This is a genomic window from Parahoeflea alexandrii (assembly GCF_027214025.1).
Lineage (GTDB): Bacteria > Pseudomonadota > Alphaproteobacteria > Rhizobiales > Rhizobiaceae > Hoeflea > Hoeflea alexandrii_A.
The window spans coordinates 128,823-151,909 of sequence record NZ_JAPWHB010000003.1 but is presented as its reverse complement, the minus strand read 5'-3'; the positions used below and the strand labels follow the sequence as shown (position 1 = coordinate 151,909).

Sequence of the window (23,087 nt, the reverse complement as noted above, 5' to 3'; positions counted from 1 at the left end):
ATCAATGCATCATAATCGCCTGAACTTGGTCTTTCACGCCCTGGACTGCGTCGCGTGAGGTTAACGGCGCTCGCGCCGCGTCCCCTCCCGCTCCTTGCCAGATCCCGAAATCCCTGCGTTCAAACGATTCCATCTAAAGATGATCGGCCCTGGCCGGCGTCGCCCAAGAGAAACCATGTTTGCTGTTCAACTGGTGGGGTATAAGCTGCCCTGAGGACAGGGGCGCCGCTGGAGGGTGCAGGCCGTGAGTATGAGTTTTCCCGGGCGGTTTGTCCGCCGGTTCGATGACGAGATCCGTTTTTTCAAGGGATGGATGGACGGACCGAAAGCGGTTGGCGCGATCATGCCGACTTCTTCGGTTACCGCCCGCTCGATGGCCGCGGTGGTCAATCCCGCTTCGGGGCTGCCGGTGCTTGAACTCGGACCCGGAACCGGCGTCATCACCCGCGCCATTCTGGCGCGTGGCGTGCCCCCGTCGAACCTGGTCTCGATCGAGTATTCTCCCGATTTTCATGCCCGCTTGCAACTGGATTTTCCCGAAGTCCGCTTTATCCGCGGCGACGCCTTTGATCTTGATGCAACGCTTGGTGATCTTGGAACGAGCCTCTTCGACAGCGTGGTTTCGGGTATTCCGCTTCTCAATTTTCCGATGGCCAGCCGGGTTGCGCTGATCGAGGACCTGCTCGATCGCATCCCGCCGGGAAGGCCGGTGGTGCAGTTCTCCTACGGCGCCATGTCGCCGGTGCTGGCGCGGGGCACCAGTTTTCAGGTGGTCCACCATGATTTCGTGTTGCGCAATGTCCCGCCCGCGCGACTGTGGATCTACCGCCGCGGCATCCCGACTGCCTGAAATCCGCCGTCATCGGCTTCCCTCGTGGTCTGTGTGTATTATATGAAACCCCGGACAGCACGGTCCCGGAAAGGGACCGGCAGACAGCGGAGCACTTCATGACCCCCAGAATTCTCGTTCTTCCCGGTTCGAACCGCACCGGTTCGTTCAATGCCGCGCTGGCCGCCGCCGCAGCCGTCGAACTGGCGCAGCAGGGGGCCGATGTCACCCGGATCTCGCTGGTCGACTATCCGCTGCCGATCCTCGACGAGAACCTGAAAAACGAGACCGGCATTCCCGAAAATGCCCTGAAACTCGGCCATCTGATCGCGGCGCATGATGGCGTCTTTCTGTGCTGTCCGGAATACAATTCCTCGATCCCGCCGCTGCTCAAGAACATGATCGACTGGGTCAGTCTGATCACCAGGGATGGTGACAAGGTTTTCAAGCCCTGGGCCGGGCGCTACGTCGCCCTCGGATCGGCATCGAACGGCAAGCTGGGCGGGATTCGCGGCCTCTATCATGTCCGCTCGGTGATGGTGAACGTCGGAACCCAGGTGATCAGCGAACAATGCGCGGTCAGCGGCGCTGCCGATGCTTTCGAGGCCGACGGACGGCTCAAAGACGAGCGCGCCAACACGATGCTGGTTAATACCTGCAAGTCTTTGATCAGGCATTGCTCCATGATGTCGAACGGGTAACGGCCGACCCATTTGATCGATGCTGTTCGCGATGGTCTTGCGATCTCCCTGTCTTCATGCGAGGACCGGCTGACACGGAGGGAATGCGAAATGCCACATGCAGCGCTTGAACCGGGTGTGCCCGCTTATGGAAATGTTGATCCGCGCCTGATCGTGGCGCTTGATGTGCCGACGCTGGTCGAGGCCGAGGCTCTGGTCGAACGGACTGGCGACGCAGTGGTGTTCTACAAGATCGGATACCAGCTTGCCTTTGCCGGAGGATTGGCCCTGGCACGTGACCTCAAGTCCTCGGGGCGCAAGGTCTTCCTCGACATGAAACTCCTCGACATCGACAACACGATTGCCAAGGGCGTCGAGAATGTCGTCCGGATGGGCGTCGACATGCTGACCATCCATGCCTATCCGAAGGCCATGCGCGCGGCCGTCGAGGCGGCCCGCGGCAGCGATCTCTGCCTTCTCGGCGTTACGGTGCTGACCTCGATGGACGATGCCGATGTCGCCGACGCCGGTTACGCCCTGTCTGCCGGGGAACTGGTTGAGCGCCGCGCCGCGCAGGCCCGCGATGCCGGAATGGGCGGGATCGTCTGTTCGGCGGCGGAAGCCGGCATCGTCCGCACGATTGTTGGTCCGGACATGGCCATCGTGACACCGGGTATTCGCCCCGCGGGGGCAGATCACGGCGACCAGAAGCGGGTCATGTCGCCGGCCGATGCGCTTGCCGCCGGCGCCACCCATCTCGTGGTCGGGCGGCCGATTTCCGCGGTGTCCGATCCGGCGGCCGCAGCCCGCGCCATCAATGCCGAGATGGCAGGCAACTAGAAAAGAAGGGAAGGCTAGCATGGCAAAGGGATACTGGATCGGCCGCATCGATGTGCACGATCCTGAAGCATACAAGGCCTATATCGAGACCGCGACGCCGGCTTACAGGGAGTTCGGCGCGACATTCCTGGTCCGCGGCGGCGAGTTCGATCCGGTCGAGGGCCAGGCGCGGTCACGCAATGTGGTCATCGAGTTTCCGAGCTATGAGGCGGCGCTGGCCTGCTACAACTCCGAAACCTATCAGAAGGCCAGGGCCATCCGTCAGGAGTTTTCCGACGGCGAGCTCCTGATCATCAAGGGCAATGACGCCTGAAACCACGGCATGCTGCGATTAATCCCCGCACGGGCTGGAGGAGCCCTTCACCTCGCCGGGGTTTTTGATTATGAGCTTGGGTGGACTGCGGCCGAATCTTTTTGCGCATGCGAAAACATATGGCCCGAATGATCCTGTCAGGGAGTGCACAGATGACATCGCTCAATCAACCCAAGCTCGTCACGGTCTTCGGCGGGTCCGGCTTTGTTGGCCGCCACGTCGTGCGTGCGCTCGCCCGCCGCGGGTACCGCATCCGCGTGGCCGTCCGCCGGCCCGATCTCGCCGGGCATCTTCAGCCCCTGGGCGGTGTTGGCCAGATCGTTGCCGTCCAGGCCAATCTCAGGAACCGGGACTCGGTCGACCGTGCGGTCATTGGCGCGGATCACGTCGTCAACTGCGTCGGCATCCTGTTTGAATCCGGCCGCAACACCTTTGCTGCGGTGCAGGACTTTGGCGCCCGCGCGGTGGCGGAAGCAGCCCGGGCGGCAGGCGCCGGTCTCACCCATATCTCGGCGATCGGCGCCGATGTTGATTCGGACTCCGACTACGCCCGGTCCAAGGGCCTGGCCGAAGTTGCGGTTCTCAAGGTTCTGCCCGATGCGGTGATCCTGCGTCCCTCGATCGTGTTCGGTCCGGAAGACGGTTTCTTTAACAAGTTTGCCGAAATGGCCCGCTTTTCGCCGGCCCTGCCGCTCATCGGCGGTGGGGAAACCAGGTTCCAGCCGGTCTATGTCGGCGACGTTGCCGAGGCCGTTGCCCGCAGCGTCGACGGCGTTGTGGAAGGCGGCAAGATCTACGAACTCGGCGGCCCGCGGGTGATGAGCTTCAAGGAGGTTCTCGAAGAGATCCTTGAGGTCACCCAGCGCAAGCGCGCCCTGCTGCCGCTGCCGTGGGGGCTGGCTTCGCTCATCGGCAAGATCGCGACATTTGTTCCTTTCATCGATCCGCCGTTGACCGATGACCAGGTGGTTCTGCTCAAGAGCGACAACGTCGTCTCGGATGCCGCAAACAGGGACAACCGCACCCTGGCCGGTCTCGGTATCCCGCAGACCACCGTGGAAGCGATCCTGCCGAGCTACCTGACCCGCTACCGTCCGCACGGCCAGTACAGCGGCACCGGAAGCGAAGCCTGAACGGGTCATTGATAGCAGCCTTGCTGCCGCCGGGGCTTGAAGCCTGGGCGGCGGCTGTCCTGATCACCGCCAGTTTCTTCACCTCCGCACTGACCGTCTCGGTCGGCATTGGCGGCGGCGTGGCCTTGCTTGCGCTGATGGGATACCTGGTGCCTGTCGTCGCCATCATTCCCGTCCATGGTGTGGTGCAACTGGGCTCCAATGTCGGCCGCGTCGCGCTGCTGCGCAGCCATGTTGCCTGGACCTGCCTGGCGGCCTTCTTCATCGGCGCCGTTCCGGGAGCCTGGGCCGGCAGCTCCGTGGTGGGCGCGCTGTCTGATTCCGTACTCAAGGCCGCACTTGGCGGGTTCATCCTGCTGATCACCTGGATGCGGCTGCCCCGTCTCGCCGCCATCCGGCTGCCGGGTTTCGCGGTGACGGGAGCCATCACCACGTTCCTGACGATGATCTTTGGCGCCACCGGCCCGTTCAACGCCGTGGTTCTGTCCAAGGCCTTTCCCGACCGGCTGCGATTTCAGGCCACCACGGCGGCGGTGATGAGCCTTCAGCATATGGTCAAGACGGCGGCTTTCGCGCTTGCCGGCTTTGCCTTCGGGCCCTGGCTGCCACTGATCGCCGCGATGGTTCTCACCGGACTGGCAGGAACCTGGGTCGGAACCCACATCCTGCGCAAGACGCCTGAAAGCCGCTTTCAGCTCATCTTCAAAATCTGTCTGACCGTGCTGGCGCTCGATCTGATCCGGCGAAGTGTTGCCGGAATGGCGCATGGTTAGCGATGATTTAAGAAAGAGCCGCTTTATTGGGGGAGGTCCGGGATTCGGGCTTGAACCAAATTGCGGAGAAGCGTAAATCGCCCCTGCTTCTGCGGCGGGCAATGTCCGTCCGACGGGGCTCACTCGTCCGGTTCGGCAAATATGCCCCCTGCGCAATGTGCCGGGAATCGGAACAGTTCAAACACGTTAATAAAGATCAATGCCGGGCTGCATGACGCAGCGCACTGCATCAGTTACCATCGGGACATGAGTTAATGGGTAAAACAGTCGTATCCGCGTTCGCATTCGCAATTGTGGTGATTCTGTCCGCATCCGCCTTTGCGCCGCGCAGCGTTGCCCATTCTTCCAAGGGCTGCACCCCGGCCTATGGCGTCGATCCCTGCGCCGTTCAGGCCGTCGCCGAGTAGCCCTTCCGGCTCAGCCGAGCAGCCACAATCCGACAAGACCCAGACTGCCGACTGCGATTCGCCACCAGGCGAACGGGGCAAAGCCGTGTCGTGAAACGAAATCGAGCAGGCTGCGCACCACGATCACGCCGGCGATGAAGGCCATGACAAATCCGACGATGATCGTAACCACATCGTCATAGGCGAGCTTGTCGTAGTTCTTGTAGAGATCGAGCGTGAAGGCTCCGACCATGGTCGGCATGGCGAGAAAGAACGAGAATTCTGCCGCCGAGCGCTTGTCGGTCCCCATCAGCAATGCGCCGGCGATGGTTGCGCCCGACCGTGAGGTGCCGGGAATCATCGCCAGGCACTGGCAAAGCCCGATCTTGAAGGCCAGCGACATCGGATAATCCATCACATTGGTGTATTTCGGCGTAAGCTTCATCCGGTCGATGATCAGCAGAATGATGCCGCCGCCGATCAGCACCCAGCAGATCAGCGCTGTCGATTCGAACAGCACCGACTTGATGAAGCCATGCGCCAGCGCCCCGATCAACGCTGCCGGCAGGAAAGCCACCAGAATGGCCCCGACAAAATGCCGCGCCCGGGCGCTCGACGGGAGTGAGATGGCAAGGGTCCAGAGCCGGGCGAAATAGACCGACAGGATTGCCAGGATCGCGCCCAGCTGCACCAGCACCTCGAAGCTGTTTCCCGGGGACTGGAAGCCGAGGAAATGTCCCGCCAGCAGCAGATGCGCCGTCGACGAGACCGGGACAAACTCCGTAAGACCTTCGATGAGGCCGAGAAATGCCCCCACAATTGTCGTTTCATTCATGCCGGAGTGTCCCTTTCTGCACGATTGAAGGCATGCGCCATTGGATCGCCCCTTTTGGCGACGAGGATTCGCGGACACCTGATCAGTGATTCGCTTGTCTTGCCGTGGGCCAGTCCCTATAGCTCTATTTTCCGGAATCTGACCAGTCCCGCGCACCGGCGCCAACGCAAACACGCTCAGCTTCACGATGCCAGTTCTTTATCATCACACCATATCCGCAGCGTCCCGTTTCGTCAGGGTCTGTTTCAACGAGGTCGATTTTGCCGCGGAGCTGGTGGAGGAGCTGCCCTGGGAGAAGCGTCCGGATTTTCTCAAGATCAATCCGGCCGGCACCCTGCCTGTCTGCGTGACCGACAATGGCCACGCCCTGTGCGGGCCGCACATCATTGCCGAATGGCTCGATGAATCCTTCGGCGTGTTCAAGCGCGACCGCCGGCTTCTGGCTGAGGACCCGTTCCGCCGCGCCGAAATCCGCCGGCTGACGGAATGGTTCATGATCAAGTTCGAGCAGGACGTGGTGCGCCCGCTGGTGCGCGAGCGGATCATCAAGCTGCAATTGCCCACGAGCAAGGGCGGCGGCGCCCCCGATCCGAAGATGCTGCGCACCGGCCGCGCCAATATCCGCCAGCACATGAAATACCTCTCCTGGCTTGCCGGATCCCGCGCCTGGCTGGCCGGCGACAAGCTCAGCTATGCCGATCTTGCCGCCGCGGCTTCGCTCTCGGTGATGGATTATCTCGGCGAGATCGACTGGAACGAGTACCCGCAGGCCAAGGAATGGTACCAGCGGGTCAAGTCGCGTCCGTCCTTCCGGCCCTTGCTGGCCGACCGGATCCGCAACCTGCCGCCGGTCGCCCACTACGCCGACCTTGACTTCTAGGCAGATGGCGGGCGGAAGCCATAGCCGGCCCCATACGCCGGACGGCGCGGTAGCCCCCGGCGGCGCGAATGTCTCCGAAGCAAGGGCGGAACGGCTTAAAGCGTTCCTGAACACCGAGGCAGAGCGTCTGGGCTTTTGCGCTCTTGCCGTGACCCCCGCGGATGCGCAAGCCAGCTTGCGCGATCGCCTGACCAAATTCGTGGCGCTTGGCCGCCATGGCTCCATGCAATGGCTTGCGGAAACGTTGGATCGCCGATCCGATCCGAAGGGTCTGTGGCCGGAAGCGCGCTCGGTGATCGTGCTGGCAATGAACTACGGCCCCGATTGCGACCCGCTTGAAAACCTGGACCAACCCGGAAACGCCTCGATCTCGGTCTATGCCCGCAACCGCGATTACCATGACATCATCAAGGGTAAGCTGAAGGAACTGGCGGGCAAGTTCGCCGCCCGTGCCGGCGGTGACGTCAAGGTCTTTGTCGACACCGCTCCGGTGATGGAAAAACCGCTGGCGCAGGCCGCGGGCCTGGGCTGGATCGGCAAGCACACCAATCTGGTCAGCCGCAGCCACGGCTCCTGGATCTTCCTCAGCTCGATCTTCACCACCGTTGATCTGGCAGCCGATGTCCCCGAAATCGACCATTGCGGCTCCTGCCGCGCCTGTCTCGATGCCTGTCCGACGGATGCTTTCCCGGCCCCCTACCAGATCGATGCGCGGCGTTGCATTTCCTATCTGACCATCGAGAACAAGGGCCCGATTCCGCGCGAATTCCGCACAGCCATCGGCAACCGCGTCTATGGCTGCGACGATTGCCTGGCGGCTTGCCCCTGGAACAAGTACGCCCGGGCCGCAAGCGAGGCGAAACTGGTCGCGCGCGAAGACCTGCGCGCGCCGTCGCTTTTGGGCTTTCTCGCCATGGATGACCCGGCGTTCCGGACTTTCTTCTCAGGCTCTCCGGTCAAGCGTATCGGCCGCGACAGGTTCCTGCGCAATGTGCTGATGGCCGCAGGCAACAGTGGCGAGCCGGATCTCGTGCCGCCCTGCGAATCCTTGCTGAACGACGCGTCGCCGCTGGTGCGGGGGGCCGCCGTCTGGGCCCTGTCGCAATTGGTTGCACCTGACCGGCTGCGCCGGCTTGCTGCCGAGGCTGGTCAGGAGCCCGAAGTGGAAGTCAGGGAAGAATGGCGGATGGCGCTTGGCGCAGGAAATGCACTGGAACAGGGGTGAACCCATGAGACTGATGATCTTCGGCGCCGGATTTTCCGGTCTTGCCATTGCCCGGACGCTTGCCGGTGAGTGTGATTTTTCCGGCGGCACCACGCGAAGCCCGGAACGGTTCGCTGCGTTGCAAGGCGCCGGCCTGACACCGTTCGTCTATGAAGGCGGCATGCCATCGGATGATCTGGCCGCCGCACTGAGCGAGGTCACCCACCTGGTCATGTCGATTGCGCCCGACACCGACGGCGACCCGCTTCTCGACGCATTTGCCGGCGGTTTGCGCCGCCCGATGCCGAAGCTCGAATGGATCGGCTATCTCTCCACTGTCGGCGTCTATGGTGACCATGACGGCGACTGGGTCGATGAGCAAACCCCGTGCAAGCCGGTCTCCAAACGCTCCGTTGCCCGCCTGGCGGCTGAAGACGGATGGACCCGGCTGGCTGCCGGAGCCGGCGTGCCGCTTGCCGTCATCAGGCTTTCCGGAATCTATGGTCCCGGACGCAATGCGCTCAAGACGGCCCATGAAGGCAAGGCCCGGCGGCTGATCAAGCCCGGACAGGTGTTCAACCGCATCCATGTCGCCGACATCGGCGGCGCCACCGCCCTGCTCGCCAGGCAGCGGCTTGGCGGCATCTACAATGTCACCGACGACATGCCGGCCCCGCCGCAGGACGTTGTCAGCGAAGCGGCGCGGATCATGGGGCGCGAGCCGCCCGCCGAGATCGATTTCGAAACCGCAGACCTGTCGCCGATGGCGCGTTCGTTTTACGGCGAAAACAAGCGCGTTTCCAACGCCAGGATCAAGGCGGCCGGATACAGTTTCCTGTATCCCGACTATTTCACCGGGCTGGCGGCCCTGTATCGTGACGGAACCTGGAAGGGCTAGCGTCGGCGGGTTGCAACAAACCGCAACAATAAGTGAACTTGGCGATCTTCTTTTGGCCTGCTTGACTGCCCATTACCCGCGGCATCACCAAAAGGGATTCCAAATTGACGTCAACAACTCTCAACGCCCGGGCCGCCGCATTGTTCCTTGCGGGCCTCATGACTGCCGCAACCACTGTTTCCGCCGTCAGCCCGGCCTCCGCCGCCGAGCCGTCCTGTGGCCGCGCCTCATGGTATGCCCTGACCTCGCGCACCGCGTCTGGCGAGCGCATGGATCCGTCGAAACTGACCGCCGCCCATCCGCGCCTTCGTTTCGGAACCAGGGTCGAGGTGGTCAATCCACGCAACGGAAAATCGGTTGTCGTCCGCATCAATGACCGGGGACCTTTCGTCAAGGGCCGCATCATCGACGTGTCCAAGGCGGCTGCCAGCCACCTCGGCATGATCAAGTCAGGCGTCGCCAAAGTCTGCTATCGCGTGGTTTCCTGATCCAATCCGCTTGCCAGCCCCGTTTGTCTCGCTATTGTAGCCAGGCATGTATTCTTTCAAGGGGTTACAGCGCTGGTGTGCGTCCGTTCGAACGCCCCGCGCTGGCAAGGGCGGGCAACGATGGAAAGCGCGGAAATTCTGGGGCGGCAGCAGGCTCTGACCAGGGAGATTGCCTCGCGGCGCGATGATCTGGTGGCCTTGACCCAGGATCTGATTCGCATCCCGACGCTCAATCCGCCCGGCGATTTCTATCGCGACATCTGCGAGTATCTCGCCCGGCGTCTGGAAAAATCCGGGTTCGACATCAAGTTGCTGCGCGCCGAAGGCACGCCCGGCGACAGCGAGCGCCATCCGCGCTGGAACGTCATCTGCCGCCGCGAGGGCGGCCGCTCCGGCCCCTGCGTTCATTTCAATTCCCATATCGATGTGGTGTCGACCGGCGCCGGCTGGACCTTCGATCCCTTCGCCGGAACCGTCTCCGACGGCAAGATCTATGGCCGCGGCGCCTGCGACATGAAGGGCGGGCTTGCCGCATCGATCATCGCCGCCGAAGCCTTCGTCGCCCTCTTTCCCGATTATCCCGGCGCCATTGAGATCTCGGGCACGGCTGACGAGGAAACCGGCGGCTATGGCGGTGTCGCCTGGCTGGCGGAGCAGGGCTATTTCTCGCCCGAGCGCGTGCAGCACGTGATCATCCCCGAGCCGCTCAACAAGGACCGCATCTGCCTCGGTCACCGCGGCGTCATGTGGGCCCAGATCAAGACCCACGGCCGCATCGCCCATGGCTCGATGCCGTTCCTGGGCGATTGCGCTGTCCGTCACATGGGCGCGGTCATCGCCGAGATGGAAACATCGCTGTTTCCGGCTCTGGCCAGCAGGCACACCGCCATGCCGGTGGTGCCCGATGGTGCCCGCCAATCCACCATGAACATCAACTCGCTGCACGGCGGGCAGGCAGAGCCCGATCCGGATTTCACCGGTTTCCCGTCGGCCTGCGTGCCCGACGAGGCGCGCATGGTCATCGACCGGCGCTACCTGATCGAGGAACAGGCCGAGGAGGTGCGCGGCGAGATCATTTCGCTGCTCGAGCGGGTCAAGGCCGAACGGAAAGACTTCCGCTACGATTTCGAGGAACTCTGGCAGGTCAGCCCCACCATGACCTCGGTCGAGGCGCCGGTGGTCAAGGCGGTCGAGCGCGGCATCCGCTCCGCGCTCGCCTGCGAGCCGGTGCATGTGGTCTCGCCCGGCACCTACGATCAGAAACATATTGACCGCATTGGTCGCTTGAAAGACTGTATCGCCTATGGCCCCGGCATCCTCGATCTGGCGCATCAGCCGGACGAGTATGTGGGGATCGACGACATGGTCGATTCGGCAAGGGTTATGGCCTTTGCCTTGGACGATCTTCTGCACGGACGCGCGTAAGACGTAAGCCGTGCCAACGGGAGCGAAGGAAGCAGACATGACAAAGAATCCGATTGCGGCAACAGCCGTTTCGTTACTGGCTCTGGGCCTGGCGTTCGGCGTCACGCCGGCCATGGCTGCCAAGATGGATGTGACCATCGGCATGCAGCTTGAGCCGCCGAACCTCGACCCGACCGGCGGCGCCGCCGCGGCGATCGACGAGGTGGTCTATGCCAACGTTTTTGAAGGCCTCACCCGCTTTGGCTCCGACGGTGCAATCCTGCCTGCGCTGGCCGAAAGCTGGGAAATTTCCGACGATGGCCTTGTCTACACCTTCAAGCTGCATACCGGTGTGAAGTTCCATGACGGTTCGGATTTCAACGCCGATGACGTCAAGTTCTCGCTCGACCGCGCCCGCGCGGAAGGCTCGACCAACGCCCAGAAGGCCCTGTTCGCCGACATCGCCTCGGTCGACGTGGTCGATCCGGCCACAGTCAAGGTGACCCTGTCCAAGCCCAACGGCTCGTTCCTGTTCAACATGGCCTGGGGCGATGCAGTCATCGTCGCGCCGGAGACGGCAGCCGACAACGCCGCCAAGCCGGTCGGCACCGGACCGTTCACGCTCACCGAATGGGTCAAGGGCGACCGCGTCGAACTCGGCCGTTATGACGGCTATTGGGGGACACCGGTCAAGCTCGACAAGGTGACCTTCAAGTTCATCTCCGACCCGACTGCGGCCTTTGCCGCGATGATGGCCGGCGACCTCGATGCCTACCCGGCCTTCCCGGCTCCGGAAAACCTGGTGCAGTTCGAGGCCGATCCGCGTTTCAAGGTGATCACCGGCTCGTCCGAGGGTGAAACCATCCTCGCCATGAACAACAAGAAGCCGCCGCTCGACAACGTCAAGGTGCGTGAGGCGATCGCCCATGCCATCGACCGTCAGGCGATCATCGATGGCGCCATGTTCGGCTACGGCACGCCGATCGGCACCCATTTCGCCCCGCACAACCCGGCCTATGTCGACCTGACCGCCCAGTCGGCCTACGACCCCGAAAAGTCCAAGGCGCTGCTTGCGGAAGCCGGCGTCAGCGATCTTACCCTGTCGCTGAAGCTCCCTCCGCCGAGCTATGCACGTCGCGGCGGCGAAATCATTGCGGCGCAGCTGCGTGAGGTCGGTATCAACACCGACATCACCAATGTCGAATGGGCGCAGTGGCTGGATGACGTGTTCAAGGCCAAGAACTTCGACCTGACCATCGTTTCGCACACCGAACCGATGGATATCGGCATCTATGCCCGCGACGACTACTACTTCCAGTACGGCGATCCGGACTTCAAGGCGATCATGGCGGACCTCGCCAACGCCACCGACCCGGCCAAGCGTACCGAGCTGATGCAGGCGGCGCAGAAGAAGATTGCTGACGATTACGTCAATGCCTACCTGTTCCAGCTTGCCCGCGCCGGCGTCATCAGCGCCAAGCTGAAAGGGATCTGGCTCAACTCGCCGACCCAGGCCAACGACATGACCGGTGTCTACTGGGAAGAGTGAGACCCCTGACCTTCGCGATGGCCGGGTGTGAACCCGGCCATCGCACCATTATGCCCGTGGATCATGCCCCCTGGATCATGCCCGATGACCGCCTATCTCCTGCGGCGCCTCCTGTCCCTGTCGCTCAGTCTTGTTGCCGCCAGTCTGGTCATCTTCCTGGTCATGGAAGTGGTGCCCGGCGATCCCGCGTCCTTCATGATGGGCCTCAATGCTGATCCGCAGGCAGTGGCGGCATTGCGCAGCCAGCTTGGCCTCGATGAGCCGTTGCCCCTGCGCTATATCGGCTGGGTGGCGGGCCTTCTGCAGGGCGACTTCGGCATTTCCTACACCTACCGGGTTCCGGTTTCCGAACTGATCGCCGAGCGGGTGGTGATATCGCTGCCGCTGACGCTTTATGCGCTGGCACTTTCGACCCTGATCGCATTTCCTGCCGGAATTCTGGCTGCCTCGCGGCGCAACTCGGCCGCCGACCTGACGGTCATGGGCGCCACCCAGCTCGGCGTGGCGATCCCCAATTTCTGGTTCGCGATGATCCTGGTGCTGATCTTCGCGGTCAATCTGCGCTGGTTCTCGGCCGGTGGTTTCCCGGGATGGGAAGCCGGCTTCTGGCCCGCGATCAAGGCGCTGACGCTGCCTGCGATCGCGCTCGCCTTGCCGCAGGCCTCGATCCTGGCCCGGGTCATGCGCTCGTCGCTGATCGACACGCTCAACGAGGATTTCATGCGCACCGCCCGCGCCAAGGGACTGAGCCGCGGCCAGGCGCTCTGGCGCCATGCGCTGCGCAATGCGCTGATTCCGGTGCTGACCATCATCGGCCTGCAGTTTTCCTTCCTGCTCGCCGGCGGCATCATCATCGAGAATGTCTTCTATCTCCCCGGCCTCGGCCGGCTGGCATTCCAGGCGATCACCCAGCGCGATCTGATTGTCGTACGCTCCGTGGTAATCCTGCTGGTCTTCGCCGTCATCGTCGTCACCTTCCTGGTCGATCTCGCCTATGCGGCCGCCGACCCGCGATTGCGCAGGCGCCGGTCATGAGCACACCTCCCGCCGATCGGTCCTTCCTGCGGATGGCGCTTGGCCATCCGGCATTTGTCCTGGGCTTCCTGCTCTCCGCGCTGTTCATCGCGCTTGCGCTGGTCTCGTTCCTCTGGACGCCGTTCGACCCGACGAAGATGGACATTGCCGGAAAGCTCAAGGGACCATCGCTCGAGCACTGGTTCGGGACGGATCATTTCGGGCGCGATATGTTTTCCATGATCATGGTCGGCGCCCGCGTGTCGATCGCCGTGGCCTTTGTCGCGGTCGGCATCGGTATGATCGTCGGCGTGCCGCTGGGGCTCTATGCCGCCGCCCGCAGGGGAAGCCTGATCGACGAGATCATCATGCGCGGCAACGATTTGGTGTTTGCCTTCCCGTCGCTCTTGCTGGCGATCATGATCACCGCCGTCTTCGGACCTGGCGCCGTCAACGCCATCATCGCCATCGGTATTTTCAACGTGCCGGTGTTCGCGCGGCTGGCGCGCGGTGCGGCCCTGTCGCTGTGGACCCGGGATTTCGTGCTTGCGGCGCGGGTGGCGGGCAAGAGCCGGGCGCGGATCTCGGCGGAACACATCCTGCCCAACATAGCCAACCTGCTGATCGTCCAGGGCACCATCCAGTTCTCGCTCGCCATCCTCGCCGAAGCAGCACTCGCTTATGTCGGGCTCGGCGCCCAGCCGCCGCTGCCAAGCTGGGGCCGCATGCTCGCCGATGCGCAGACGCTGATCTCGCTTGCACCGCACATGGCATTGTTTCCCGGCTTTGCAATCATCGTCACCGTGCTTGGGCTGAACCTGATGGGCGACGGCCTGCGGGATCTGTTCGACCCCAAGCTGAGACGGGGGCGCTGATGACGGTCCTCTCCATCTCCGATCTGAAAGTCGATATCCACGGCAACACCGTGCTGCACGACATCGACCTGACCCTGGATCCCGGCCGCATCCTCGGCATTGTCGGCGAATCCGGTTCCGGCAAATCGATGACGGCGCTCTCGGTGATGCAACTGCTGCCCAGTGGCAGCAACTGGAGCGGGTCGATCCGTGTCGCCGGAGCCGATCTTTCCATCATGGGCGAACCGGCGCTCTGCCGGATGCGCGGCCGCGACGTCGGCATGATCTTCCAGGAGCCGATGACGGCGCTCAATCCGGTGCGCACCATCGGCGACCAGGTCGCCGAAACCGTCCGCATCCACACCGGCGCCAGCCGCCGTGAGGCCTTCTCCATCGCCCGCGAGATGCTGAACCGCGTTGGTCTGCCCGAGGATCGTTTTCCGCTCGACCGCTTCCCGCATGATCTGTCCGGCGGCCAGCGCCAGCGCGTGGTCATCGCCCAGGCCATTGCGCTTCGGCCCAAGCTGCTGATCGCCGACGAGCCGACCACGGCGCTCGATGTCACCACCCAGGCCCAGATTCTCGATCTGCTCAAGCAGCTGGTACGCGAAGAGGACATGGGGCTGATGCTGATCACCCATGACCTTGCCGTCGTCGCCGGGCTCGCCGATTCCATCGCCATCATGAAGGATGGCGCGGTGGTCGAGGCGGGGGCGACCCGCGAGATCTTCCGGGCCATGCGCCACCCCTACACGCGGGCGCTGTTTACCGCGTCCGCCCATGTGCCCGATCGCGGCCGCAAGCCCGAATCCGGCAAAATACCGGTCTTGGCGGTCGAGAACGTCGTTCGCGATTATCAGCAGCCGCGCCGCAACCTGTTTGTCAAACCGCCGCCATTCCGTGCCGTCGATCACGTCAGTTTCGAGATCAGCCACGGCGAGAATGTCGGCCTGGTCGGCGAATCCGGCTGCGGCAAGTCGACGCTTGCGCGCTCGATCCTGGCGCTCGACGGACTGCAGGGCGGCGACATCCGGCTGAACGGTCATGTCTTTTCCAGCGCCGGTGATGGACCCCATCCCGAACTCCGGGCGCGGATGCAGGTGGTGTTTCAGGATCCCTATGGCTCCTTCAATCCGCGCCACCAGGTGCGAAGGCTTGTTACGGAACCGTTCCATCTCGTCAAGAATCCGCCGCGGGGCGCGGAGCTGGAGCGCCGGATCGACCGGGCGCTGACCGAAGTCGGGCTCAGCTCGAGCGACGCCGACAAGTACATCCACGAGTTTTCCGGCGGCCAGCGCCAGCGCATAGCCATCGCCCGCGCCCTGATCATCGAGCCGGCGCTGATCGTGCTCGACGAGGCGGTCTCGGCCCTCGATGTCTCGATCCGCGCCCAGATCCTCGATCTGCTGGCCGGCTTGTCGGAACGGCTGGACCTGTCCTATCTGTTCATCTCGCATGATCTGTCCGTGGTTCGCGCCATCACCGACCGGGTGCTGGTGATGAAGGACGGCAGGATCGTCGAGCAGGGCGAAACCGAAACCGTTTTCCGCAATCCGCAGCACCCCTATACGCAAAAACTGGTGGCGGCGACGCCATCGCTGGAAGCGGCGCTTGCCGCACCGGCAGACTGAAAGTGAAGAAAGGACGACCCGTGAGCGAGCTTCTCGACGCCGGATTTGATACCAGCCAGTGCCTGATCGGCGGCCGATGGATAGGGGGCGGAGGCGGCAGGACATTGCCCGTCGAGGACCCGTCGACGGGCCACGAGATCGGCAGCATTGCCCGGGGCGGAAAGGCTGAAATCGAGGCTGCCGTCGATGCCGCCCAGTCCGCGATGTCCGGCGAGTGGGGCCGCATGCCTGCCGCCGAGCGCGGCCGCCTGCTCGCGAAGATCGGCCGCGCGGTGGAGGAAAACGTCGAGTGGCTGGCCAAGCTCGAGGCCCACGACGTCGGCAAGCCGCTGACCCAGGCCCGCGCCGATGCCCGGGCGCTGGCGCGCTACCTGGAGTTCTATGGCGGCGCCGCCGACAAGATCCATGGCGAGACCATTCCCTATCTCAACGATTACACGGTCTACACCCTGCGCGAGCCGCATGGAGTCACCGGCCACATCATCCCGTGGAACTACCCGATGCAGATCCTTGGCCGCTCGGTTGGCGCCGCGCTGACCATGGGCAACGCCGCGGTTCTGAAGCCGGCTGAGGAAGCCTCGCTGACGGCTCTGGCCTTCGCCCGCATCGCCATGGAATGCGGCCTGCCTGCAGGCGCGCTCAACGTGGTGCCGGGTCTGGGCGAGGAGGCCGGGGCGGCGCTCTGCTCGCACCCGGGCGTCAATCACATCTCGTTCACCGGTTCGCTCGAGACCGGCCGCAAGATCCAGCAGGCTGCGGCGCAGAACGTCATCCCGGTGACGCTGGAACTGGGCGGCAAGTCGCCGCAGATCGTCTTTGCCGATGCGGACCTCGAGCGCGCCCTGCCGTTCCTGGTCAATGCCGGGATCCAGAATGCCGGCCAGACCTGTTCCGCCTCGTCGCGCATTCTCGTCGAGGCATCGCTGCACAAGGATCTGGTCCGGCTGATGAGCGAGCGCTACAAGGCGCTGACCGTCGGCGCAGCGATCGAGGATCAATCGGTAGGTCCGCTGATCTCGGCGCGGCAGAAGAACATCGTGCAGGGTTTCCTCGCCGAGGCCGACGAGGACGGTCTGGCGCCGGTGGCCGAGGGCCAGATGCCGAAATCGGCGCCCATGGGTGGCCATTACGTGCGCCCGACACTCTACGGCGACGTCGATCCCGGCCATGCGCTGGCCCGCGACGAGATCTTCGGCCCGGTGCAGGTGATCATCCCGTTCCGCGACGAGGAAGAGGCCATCGCGATCGCCAACGGCACCGATTACGGCCTGGTGGCCGGGGTCTGGACCCGGGACGGCGGCCGTCAGATGCGGCTGGCGCGCGAAATCCGCTCCGGCCAGGTCTTTGTCAACAATTACGGCGCCGGCGGCGGCGTCGAGCTGCCCTTTGGCGGTGTCGGCAAATCCGGCCATGGCCGGGAAAAGGGTTTTGAGGCGCTCTACGGCTTCTCGGCCTTGAAGACCGTTGCCGTCTGGCATGGCCGTTGAAATTTGAAGTGAGGAAAGATCGATGAGACTTGAAGGCAAGACAGCGCTGGTGACCGGCGGCGCATCCGGATTTGGCGCCGGCATCGTCCGTAAATTTCTGGCCGAGGGTGCGCGCGTCGCCATCGCCGACATCAATGCCGATGCGGCAAACGACTTCGCCGCCGGGCTTGGCGACCAGGCCTTTGCCGTGGCGGTGGATGTCTCCCGCAATGACAGCGTGGCGGCGATGGCCAAGACGGTCCTGGAGCGCTTCGGTGGCCTCGACATTCTCGTCAACAATGCCGGCATCACCCATCTGCCGGCGGCGATGGAAGACATCAGCGAGGAGGATTTCGACCGGGTCCTCGCCGTCAACACCAAGTCCGTATACCTGACGGCTCGCCACTTCGTTCCGGTCATGAAACAAAAACGCGCCGGCGCAATTCTCAATGTCGCCTCCACCGCCGGCGTCAGCCCGCGGCCGCGGCTGAGCTGGTACAATTCCTCCAAGGGCTGGATGATCACCGCAACCCGCTCGATGGCGGTGGAGTTGGCGCCGTCGGGCGTGCGCGTCAATGCCATCAACCCGGTGGCGGGCGAGACGCCGCTGCTCAAGTCCTTCATGGGCGAGGACACGCCGGAAATCCGCGCCAAGTTCCTCTCGACCATTCCGCTGGGCCGGTTTTCCACGCCCGAGGACATGGGCAACGCTGCCTGTTTCCTCTGTTCCGATGAAGCGGCAATGATCACCGGCGTCACCATGGAAGTTGACGGCGGCCGTTGCATCTGAGGCCGCCTGGAAGGTGAATCGCTTGCTAAGCGGTATCTGACCGGCTAGCAGAGGACCAACACACAGCGCCGCGCGCCCCGGAGGGTGCGCTTGTCGTGCTGTGAACCTTTGCAATCATGCATGTGCGTTGGCGTTCAAATGTGTCCATCTGGACGCGCCATGCATTGGGAGATCAGACCATGCGCCTAGGCGGACGCCTGCAAGCAGCCATCGAAGTCCTGACCGAGATCGACGCCCGGCACCGGCCGGTGCCCGATGCGCTGAAGGACTGGGGCCTGTCGCACCGCTTTGCCGGGTCCGGCGACAGAGCGGCGATCTCCAACCTGGTGCATGACGCGCTCAGAATGAAACTGTCGCACGGTTTCATGATGGGGGGAGACACGCCTGCCGACCTCGCCGTCGCCACGCTGCTGCGGCAATGGCGGATCAGCCCGGGAGAGCTGGCAAGCATGCTCGAAGGGGATCGTTTCGCCCCCGAAATACCGTCCGTGGAGAAGCTCGCCGATTGTCTGGCGCGGGACCTGTCGCAGGCCGAGCCGCATGTTCGCGCCGACATCCCCGAGTGGCTCGTCGGATCGTTCGAACGGGCCTTTGGCAGCGAATGGGAAGCGGAAGCGCGAGCCATGATCGCCCGTCCGCCGCTTGATCTCAGGGTCAATACGCTTGCAACCAACCGTGATGAGGTTCTTGAAGCTTTTGCCGAACAGGGCGCCCGTCCGACACGGCTGGCGCCGAACGGCATCCGGATCGAAGCCGGCGAAGGACCGCAGCGCCAGATCGCCGCCACCAGCGAAGTCAGCTTCGCCCGCGGCTGGTTCGAGATCCAGGACGAAGGTTCGCAACTGGCGGCTCACCTGGCCGGCGCCGCGCCCGGCGAAAAGGTGCTCGATTACTGCGCCGGTGGCGGCGGCAAGTCGCTGGCCTTCGCGGCGATGATGAACAACGAAGGCAGCATCAACGCCTATGACGCTGACCGGCGCAGGCTGGCGCCGATGGTCGAGCGCATCCGCCGCGCCGGCGCCGAGATCATCTACATCAAGGAACGGGCCGCCAACCTCGCCGGTCTCGAAGGCCGCATGGACCGGGTATTGATTGATGCGCCCTGTACCGGAACCGGCACCTGGCGCCGCCGCCCGGATGCCAAGTGGCGGATATCGGAAAAGAACATCGCCGACCGCGTCGCAGACCAGGACAAGGTGCTCGACGAAGCGGTCAACTATGTCCGCCCCGGCGGCGAACTGGCCTATGTCACCTGTTCGCTGCTGCCGGAGGAAAACACCGATCGGGTGAAAGCATTCCTGCAGCGTCATCCGGAATTTGAAACCATCAGTCTCAAGCAGCGTTGGGCCTCAGTTGTGACGGACCCGGATGCGCCGGTTCCCTATGCGGATCAGAACCTGGGACTGGTGCTGTCGCCGCGGCGCACCGGCACCGACGGCTTCTACTTCGCCGGCTTCCGCCGCAAGATGGGGTGAGAGTTCAACCGGAATAGGAGCGGGCAACGCGATGACAAGGGTGAAATCATGACCAAGAAACACGCGCTGACGCTGATCCTGTTTGTTATTCTGACCGTCGCCGCCGGCAATCTGGTCGGGTATCTGTCAATTCCGGGGGCCTGGTACGCGGGGCTGGAAAAGCCGTGGTTCAATCCGCCCAACTGGATTTTCGGCCCGGTCTGGACCCTGCTCTATGTGCTCATCGGCATAGCCGGCGCGCGGGTGTTCATCCGCGAGCGCGGTGGCGCCCTACCGAAACTCTGGTTCCTGCAGCTTGCGTTGAACCTCGCCTGGTCGCCGTCCTTCTTTCTGATGCAGCGGCCGGACCTCTCGCTCATCGTCCTGGTCGCCATGCTGGTGGTGATCCTCACGTTCATTGCACTTGCCTGGAACCGGGATCGCCCGTCCGCCCTGCTGTTCCTGCCCTATGCGGCCTGGGTGGCCTTTGCGGGCTGCCTCAACGGAGCCATCTGGTGGCTGAACTAGCTGCAGCGCCAGATATCGAAATTTCGCTTGCTGTTTGACTGTCGGATTGGCACCTTCGCAGCTGCGAAAGGAAACACCGCATGAATGAGAAGCCGGACGAGAACTTCCGTGAGCGCGTGACCGGCAGCTTTGCCCGTCAGGATGTGATGCACACCATCGGCGCCGAACTGACCAAGGTCGACTACGGCGTTGTCGAGATCGAGATGCCGTTTCGCGCGGATCTGACCCAGCAGCATGGATTTCTGCATGCCGGGATCCTTTCCACCGCGCTTGACTCGGCCTGCGGCTATGCGGCGCTGTCGGTCATGCCGGAAGATGCCGCGGTGCTGACCATTGAGTTCAAGATCAATCTCCTGTCGCCCGGGCGCGGCGACCGGTTCCTGTTTCGCGGCGAGGTCACCAAGCCGGGCAACACAATCATTGTCAGCGACGGACGCGCCTACGCCATCTCCGATGGCCCTGCCAAGCTGATTGCATCGATGACCGGCACCATGATGGTGGTGCGCGGTCGGGAGGGCATTGACGGATGAGCGGCACGATAAAACGGGTCGGTGACCGGAAGATTCTCTATGTGATGGCGGCGGAGCCGGAATACGGACCGCATCTCAAGGCCCGTTTCGAGCCGCTGATCACCGGGGTTGGCCCGGTCGAGGCCGCGGGCGCGGTTGCGGCCGGACTGTCAGTTCCGGGCCGCGACCGGCCTGACTGCATCATCTGTCTCGGCTCCGCCGGATCGCGCATCCTGGAGCAGACCGGCATCTACCAGGTCTCCTCGGTCAGCTACCGCGACATGGATGCAAGCCCGCTCGGCTTCGAGAAGGGCAGGACTCCGTTTCTGGATCTGCCGGCCGTGCTGCCGCTGCCGGTGATTGCCGAAGGTGTTCCTTCGGCAAGACTCTCCACCGGCGCCAATATTGTTTCGGGTGCTGCCTATGATCTCATCGATGCCGACATGGTCGACATGGAAACCTTCGCGGTTTTGCGCGCCGCCAGCCGCTTCGATGTGCCGGTGATCGGGCTCCGCGGCATTTCGGATGGCAAGGCCGAGCTCAACCACATCGATGACTGGACCGAATATCTGCATGTGATCGACGAAAAACTGGCCCAGGCGGTGGATCGCGTGGAGCAGGCGATTGCATCCGGCGCGGCTTTGGCTTAATCGCTCGCCATGAACGAGATCCTTCACACCACCCATCCCGATTCCATCCTGATCATCGATTTCGGCAGTCAGGTCACGCAGCTCATTGCCCGCCGGGTCCGCGAAGCCGGCGTGTATTGCGAAATCGTCCCGTTCCAGCTCGCCGATGAAGGCTTCGAGCGGATGCAGCCGAAGGGCGTGATCTTCTCCGGCGGACCGGATTCGGTCACCCGCGAAGGCTCGCCGCGCGCCCCGCAGGCGGTGTTCGATTCAGGCGTTCCCATTCTCGCCATCTGCTACGGCCAGCAGACGCTCTGCACCCAGATCGGCGGCAGCGTCGAAGGCGGCCATCACCGCGAATTCGGCCGCGCCGACGTCGAGATCCTCAAAGCCTCGCCGCTGTTCGAGGGTTTCTGGGAAGTCGGCAAGAAATATCCCGTCTGGATGAGCCACGGGGACCGGGTCACGCGTCTTCCGGAAGGCTTCGAGGTGATCGGCACATCGCCGAACGCCCCCTTTGCCATCTCGGTCGACGAGAAGCGGCGCTACTACACCACCATGTTCCACCCGGAAGTGGTGCACACGCCCGATGGCGCCAAGCTGCTGTCGAACTTCGTGCACAAGATCGTCGGGCTGAAATCCGACTGGTCGATGGCCGCCTACCGCGCCGAAATGGTGCAGAAGATCCGTGATCAGGTCGGCTCCGGCAAGGTCATCTGCGCGCTTTCAGGCGGCGTCGATTCTTCGGTCGCGGCGCTTCTGATCCACGAGGCGATTGGCGATCAGCTCACCTGCATCCTCGTCGACCACGGCCTGATGCGCATGAACGAGGCCGCCGACGTGGTCGCCATGTTCCGCGAGCACTACAATCTCTCGCTCAAGCTGGTCGATGCATCCGATCGCTTCATCTCGCAGCTCGAGGGCGAGGCCGACCCTGAAACCAAGCGCAAGACCATTGGCCGGCTGTTCATCGAGGTCTTCGAGGAAGAAGCCAAGAAGATCGGCGGCGCCGATTTCCTCGCTCAGGGCACGCTCTATCCCGACGTCATCGAAAGCGTCTCCTTCTCCGGCGGTCCGTCGGTGACGATCAAGTCGCACCACAATGTCGGCGGCCTGCCCGAACGGATGAACATGCAGCTGGTCGAGCCCCTGCGCGAGCTGTTCAAGGACGAGGTGCGGGTGCTGGGCCGTGAACTTGGCCTGCCCGACAGCTTCATCGGCCGTCACCCGTTCCCCGGACCGGGCCTCGCCATCCGCTGCCCCGGCGGCATCACCCGCGAGAAACTCGACATCCTGCGCCAGGCCGACGCCATCTATCTCGACGAGATCCGCAAGGCCGGCCTCTACGACACCATCTGGCAGGCCTTCGCCGTGCTCCTGCCGGTGCAGACAGTCGGCGTCATGGGCGATGGCCGCACCTACGAATTCGTCTGCGCCCTTCGCGCCGTCACCTCGGTCGACGGCATGACCGCCGATTTCTACCCCTATGACATGGATTTCCTCGGCAAGACCGCGACCCGGATCATCAACGAGGTCAAGGGCATCAACCGCGTCGTCTACGACGTGACGTCAAAGCCGCCCGGCACCATCGAGTGGGAATGAGCCTGGAGTTCTGATTTCCGGGAACGACGAAGGAAAAGACCGGACATGAGTGTCACCATCTACGGCATCAAGAACTGCGACACGATGAAGAAGGCGCGGACCTGGCTTGCCGACCACTCCATCGCGGCGGAGTTCCACGACTACAAGGCGTCGGGCATCGACCGGACGCATCTGGAGCGCTGGTGCAGGGAAGCCGGTTGGGAAACCGTGCTCAACCGGGCCGGCACCACCTTCCGCAAGCTCGAGGATGAGCAGAAGCAGGGTCTCGACGCCGAAAAGGCCATCGCCCTGATGCTGGCGCAGCCCTCGATGATCAAGCGCCCGGTGCTGGAAGCCGATGACCGGCTGCTGGTCGGCTTCAAGCCGGATCTCTACGAGCAATTCTTCGCCTGAGGGGA

25 protein-coding genes are annotated in these 23,087 nt (G+C 63.5%); 24 read left to right on the top strand and 1 reads right to left on the bottom strand.

Annotated features, from left to right (window positions below):
* Positions 1 to 250: 250 nt before the first annotated feature.
* The 7 genes from pmtA to O4H62_RS11150 all read left to right on the top strand — a co-directional run bounded on the left by pmtA (position 251) and on the right by O4H62_RS11150 (position 4,975).
* On the top strand, positions 251 to 850 hold the full coding sequence (pmtA, locus tag O4H62_RS11180) for a phospholipid N-methyltransferase PmtA (protein ID WP_269388564.1): 600 nt from the start codon (positions 251 to 253) through the stop codon (positions 848 to 850).
* Between the two features lie 98 nt (positions 851 to 948).
* Positions 949 to 1,530 carry an NADPH-dependent FMN reductase gene (locus tag O4H62_RS11175; protein ID WP_269387816.1) on the top strand — a complete coding sequence of 194 codons (582 nt, stop codon included), beginning with the start codon at positions 949 to 951 and terminating at the stop codon, positions 1,528 to 1,530.
* Between the two features lie 90 nt (positions 1,531 to 1,620).
* Positions 1,621 to 2,349: an orotidine-5'-phosphate decarboxylase gene (pyrF, locus tag O4H62_RS11170; RefSeq protein ID WP_269387814.1), complete on the top strand. Its 729-nt coding sequence runs from the start codon at positions 1,621 to 1,623 to the stop codon at positions 2,347 to 2,349.
* A gap of 19 nt (positions 2,350 to 2,368) precedes the next feature.
* Positions 2,369 to 2,662 (top strand): DUF1330 domain-containing protein, encoded by a 294-nt coding sequence (locus O4H62_RS11165; protein ID WP_269387812.1) that lies wholly within the window; start codon positions 2,369 to 2,371, stop codon positions 2,660 to 2,662.
* A gap of 152 nt (positions 2,663 to 2,814) precedes the next feature.
* Complete coding sequence (locus O4H62_RS11160) at positions 2,815 to 3,795, top strand: complex I NDUFA9 subunit family protein (RefSeq protein ID WP_269387810.1); 981 nt, start codon at positions 2,815 to 2,817, stop codon at positions 3,793 to 3,795.
* Positions 3,796 to 3,803: 8 nt separating this feature from the next.
* Positions 3,804 to 4,568, top strand: a complete 765-nt coding sequence (locus O4H62_RS11155) for a sulfite exporter TauE/SafE family protein (protein WP_269387808.1) — start codon at positions 3,804 to 3,806, stop codon at positions 4,566 to 4,568.
* A 254-nt stretch (positions 4,569 to 4,822) separates the two neighbouring features.
* The gene (locus tag O4H62_RS11150; protein WP_269387807.1) at positions 4,823 to 4,975 is read left to right on the top strand and encodes a hypothetical protein; all 153 of its coding nucleotides are present in this window, start codon (positions 4,823 to 4,825) and stop codon (positions 4,973 to 4,975) included.
* 10 nt (positions 4,976 to 4,985) lie between these two features.
* Here the strand turns inward: O4H62_RS11150 and O4H62_RS11145 are convergent, their stop codons facing one another.
* Positions 4,986 to 5,789 carry an undecaprenyl-diphosphate phosphatase gene (locus O4H62_RS11145; protein ID WP_269387806.1) on the bottom strand — a complete coding sequence of 268 codons (804 nt, stop codon included), beginning with the start codon at positions 5,787 to 5,789 and terminating at the stop codon, positions 4,986 to 4,988.
* 187 nt (positions 5,790 to 5,976) lie between these two features.
* On the opposite strand from O4H62_RS11145, the gene O4H62_RS11140 reads away from it, so the two are divergent.
* The 17 genes from O4H62_RS11140 to O4H62_RS11060 all read left to right on the top strand — a co-directional run bounded on the left by O4H62_RS11140 (position 5,977) and on the right by O4H62_RS11060 (position 23,082).
* A complete protein-coding gene (locus O4H62_RS11140; protein WP_269387805.1) occupies positions 5,977 to 6,669 on the top strand; it encodes a glutathione S-transferase family protein in 693 nt (230 codons plus the stop codon).
* Positions 6,670 to 6,673: 4 nt separating this feature from the next.
* Entirely contained in the window at positions 6,674 to 7,894 is a 1,221-nt protein-coding gene (queG, locus tag O4H62_RS11135; RefSeq protein ID WP_430538418.1) for a tRNA epoxyqueuosine(34) reductase QueG, read from the top strand.
* A gap of 4 nt (positions 7,895 to 7,898) precedes the next feature.
* On the top strand, positions 7,899 to 8,771 hold the full coding sequence (locus tag O4H62_RS11130) for an SDR family oxidoreductase (RefSeq protein ID WP_269387803.1): 873 nt from the start codon (positions 7,899 to 7,901) through the stop codon (positions 8,769 to 8,771).
* 158 nt (positions 8,772 to 8,929) lie between these two features.
* Positions 8,930 to 9,259: a septal ring lytic transglycosylase RlpA family protein gene (locus O4H62_RS11125; RefSeq protein ID WP_269388561.1), complete on the top strand. Its 330-nt coding sequence runs from the start codon at positions 8,930 to 8,932 to the stop codon at positions 9,257 to 9,259.
* 120 nt (positions 9,260 to 9,379) lie between these two features.
* Entirely contained in the window at positions 9,380 to 10,684 is a 1,305-nt protein-coding gene (locus O4H62_RS11120) for an acetylornithine deacetylase/succinyl-diaminopimelate desuccinylase family protein (protein ID WP_269387801.1), read from the top strand.
* 37 nt (positions 10,685 to 10,721) lie between these two features.
* Entirely contained in the window at positions 10,722 to 12,212 is a 1,491-nt protein-coding gene (locus O4H62_RS11115) for an ABC transporter substrate-binding protein (protein WP_269387800.1), read from the top strand.
* An 84-nt stretch (positions 12,213 to 12,296) separates the two neighbouring features.
* Positions 12,297 to 13,247 carry an ABC transporter permease gene (locus O4H62_RS11110; RefSeq protein WP_269387798.1) on the top strand — a complete coding sequence of 317 codons (951 nt, stop codon included), beginning with the start codon at positions 12,297 to 12,299 and terminating at the stop codon, positions 13,245 to 13,247.
* Positions 13,244 to 14,101 (top strand): ABC transporter permease, encoded by an 858-nt coding sequence (locus tag O4H62_RS11105; protein WP_269387797.1) that lies wholly within the window; start codon positions 13,244 to 13,246, stop codon positions 14,099 to 14,101. Before O4H62_RS11110 ends, O4H62_RS11105 begins: the two co-directional genes overlap by 4 nt.
* Positions 14,101 to 15,711, top strand: coding sequence for an ABC transporter ATP-binding protein (locus tag O4H62_RS11100; protein WP_269387796.1), 1,611 nt, complete (start codon positions 14,101 to 14,103; stop codon positions 15,709 to 15,711). The genes O4H62_RS11105 and O4H62_RS11100 overlap by 1 nt, the downstream gene beginning before the upstream one ends.
* Before the next feature lie 20 nt (positions 15,712 to 15,731).
* On the top strand, positions 15,732 to 17,198 hold the full coding sequence (locus O4H62_RS11095) for an aldehyde dehydrogenase family protein (protein ID WP_430538417.1): 1,467 nt from the start codon (positions 15,732 to 15,734) through the stop codon (positions 17,196 to 17,198).
* A gap of 22 nt (positions 17,199 to 17,220) precedes the next feature.
* Positions 17,221 to 17,967: a glucose 1-dehydrogenase gene (locus tag O4H62_RS11090; protein ID WP_269387795.1), complete on the top strand. Its 747-nt coding sequence runs from the start codon at positions 17,221 to 17,223 to the stop codon at positions 17,965 to 17,967.
* 179 nt (positions 17,968 to 18,146) lie between these two features.
* Positions 18,147 to 19,442: an RsmB/NOP family class I SAM-dependent RNA methyltransferase gene (locus tag O4H62_RS11085; RefSeq protein WP_269387794.1), complete on the top strand. Its 1,296-nt coding sequence runs from the start codon at positions 18,147 to 18,149 to the stop codon at positions 19,440 to 19,442.
* A gap of 48 nt (positions 19,443 to 19,490) precedes the next feature.
* Positions 19,491 to 19,949: a TspO/MBR family protein gene (locus tag O4H62_RS11080; RefSeq protein ID WP_269387792.1), complete on the top strand. Its 459-nt coding sequence runs from the start codon at positions 19,491 to 19,493 to the stop codon at positions 19,947 to 19,949.
* A gap of 80 nt (positions 19,950 to 20,029) precedes the next feature.
* A complete protein-coding gene (locus O4H62_RS11075; protein WP_269387790.1) occupies positions 20,030 to 20,479 on the top strand; it encodes a PaaI family thioesterase in 450 nt (149 codons plus the stop codon).
* Positions 20,476 to 21,108, top strand: coding sequence for a 5'-methylthioadenosine/S-adenosylhomocysteine nucleosidase (locus O4H62_RS11070; RefSeq protein WP_269387788.1), 633 nt, complete (start codon positions 20,476 to 20,478; stop codon positions 21,106 to 21,108). The genes O4H62_RS11075 and O4H62_RS11070 overlap by 4 nt, the downstream gene beginning before the upstream one ends.
* An 18-nt stretch (positions 21,109 to 21,126) precedes the next feature.
* Entirely contained in the window at positions 21,127 to 22,689 is a 1,563-nt protein-coding gene (gene guaA, locus O4H62_RS11065) for a glutamine-hydrolyzing GMP synthase (protein ID WP_269388557.1), read from the top strand.
* A 45-nt stretch (positions 22,690 to 22,734) separates the two neighbouring features.
* Positions 22,735 to 23,082, top strand: coding sequence for an ArsC family reductase (locus O4H62_RS11060; protein ID WP_269387785.1), 348 nt, complete (start codon positions 22,735 to 22,737; stop codon positions 23,080 to 23,082).
* The last annotated feature ends 5 nt before the right edge of the window (positions 23,083 to 23,087 follow it).

Excerpts from the sequence above, each read along its gene's own strand:
- pmtA (WP_269388564.1), top strand. The coding sequence starts at position 251 with ATGAGTTTTCCCGGGCGGTTTGTCCGCCGGTTCGATGACGAGATCCGT.
- O4H62_RS11175 (WP_269387816.1), top strand. The coding sequence starts at position 949 with ATGACCCCCAGAATTCTCGTTCTTCCCGGTTCGAACCGCACCGGTTCG.
- pyrF (WP_269387814.1), top strand. The coding sequence starts at position 1,621 with ATGCCACATGCAGCGCTTGAACCGGGTGTGCCCGCTTATGGAAATGTT.
- O4H62_RS11165 (WP_269387812.1), top strand. The coding sequence starts at position 2,369 with ATGGCAAAGGGATACTGGATCGGCCGCATCGATGTGCACGATCCTGAA.
- O4H62_RS11160 (WP_269387810.1), top strand. The coding sequence starts at position 2,815 with ATGACATCGCTCAATCAACCCAAGCTCGTCACGGTCTTCGGCGGGTCC.
- O4H62_RS11150 (WP_269387807.1), top strand. The coding sequence starts at position 4,823 with ATGGGTAAAACAGTCGTATCCGCGTTCGCATTCGCAATTGTGGTGATT.
- O4H62_RS11145 (WP_269387806.1), bottom strand. The coding sequence starts at position 5,789 with ATGAATGAAACGACAATTGTGGGGGCATTTCTCGGCCTCATCGAAGGT.
- O4H62_RS11140 (WP_269387805.1), top strand. The coding sequence starts at position 5,977 with ATGCCAGTTCTTTATCATCACACCATATCCGCAGCGTCCCGTTTCGTC.
- queG (WP_430538418.1), top strand. The coding sequence starts at position 6,674 with ATGGCGGGCGGAAGCCATAGCCGGCCCCATACGCCGGACGGCGCGGTA.
- O4H62_RS11130 (WP_269387803.1), top strand. The coding sequence starts at position 7,899 with ATGAGACTGATGATCTTCGGCGCCGGATTTTCCGGTCTTGCCATTGCC.
- O4H62_RS11125 (WP_269388561.1), top strand. The coding sequence starts at position 8,930 with ATGACTGCCGCAACCACTGTTTCCGCCGTCAGCCCGGCCTCCGCCGCC.
- O4H62_RS11120 (WP_269387801.1), top strand. The coding sequence starts at position 9,380 with ATGGAAAGCGCGGAAATTCTGGGGCGGCAGCAGGCTCTGACCAGGGAG.
- O4H62_RS11115 (WP_269387800.1), top strand. The coding sequence starts at position 10,722 with ATGACAAAGAATCCGATTGCGGCAACAGCCGTTTCGTTACTGGCTCTG.
- O4H62_RS11110 (WP_269387798.1), top strand. The coding sequence starts at position 12,297 with ATGACCGCCTATCTCCTGCGGCGCCTCCTGTCCCTGTCGCTCAGTCTT.
- O4H62_RS11105 (WP_269387797.1), top strand. The coding sequence starts at position 13,244 with ATGAGCACACCTCCCGCCGATCGGTCCTTCCTGCGGATGGCGCTTGGC.
- O4H62_RS11100 (WP_269387796.1), top strand. The coding sequence starts at position 14,101 with ATGACGGTCCTCTCCATCTCCGATCTGAAAGTCGATATCCACGGCAAC.
- O4H62_RS11090 (WP_269387795.1), top strand. The coding sequence starts at position 17,221 with ATGAGACTTGAAGGCAAGACAGCGCTGGTGACCGGCGGCGCATCCGGA.
- O4H62_RS11085 (WP_269387794.1), top strand. The coding sequence starts at position 18,147 with ATGCGCCTAGGCGGACGCCTGCAAGCAGCCATCGAAGTCCTGACCGAG.
- O4H62_RS11080 (WP_269387792.1), top strand. The coding sequence starts at position 19,491 with ATGACCAAGAAACACGCGCTGACGCTGATCCTGTTTGTTATTCTGACC.
- O4H62_RS11075 (WP_269387790.1), top strand. The coding sequence starts at position 20,030 with ATGAATGAGAAGCCGGACGAGAACTTCCGTGAGCGCGTGACCGGCAGC.
- O4H62_RS11070 (WP_269387788.1), top strand. The coding sequence starts at position 20,476 with ATGAGCGGCACGATAAAACGGGTCGGTGACCGGAAGATTCTCTATGTG.
- O4H62_RS11060 (WP_269387785.1), top strand. The coding sequence starts at position 22,735 with ATGAGTGTCACCATCTACGGCATCAAGAACTGCGACACGATGAAGAAG.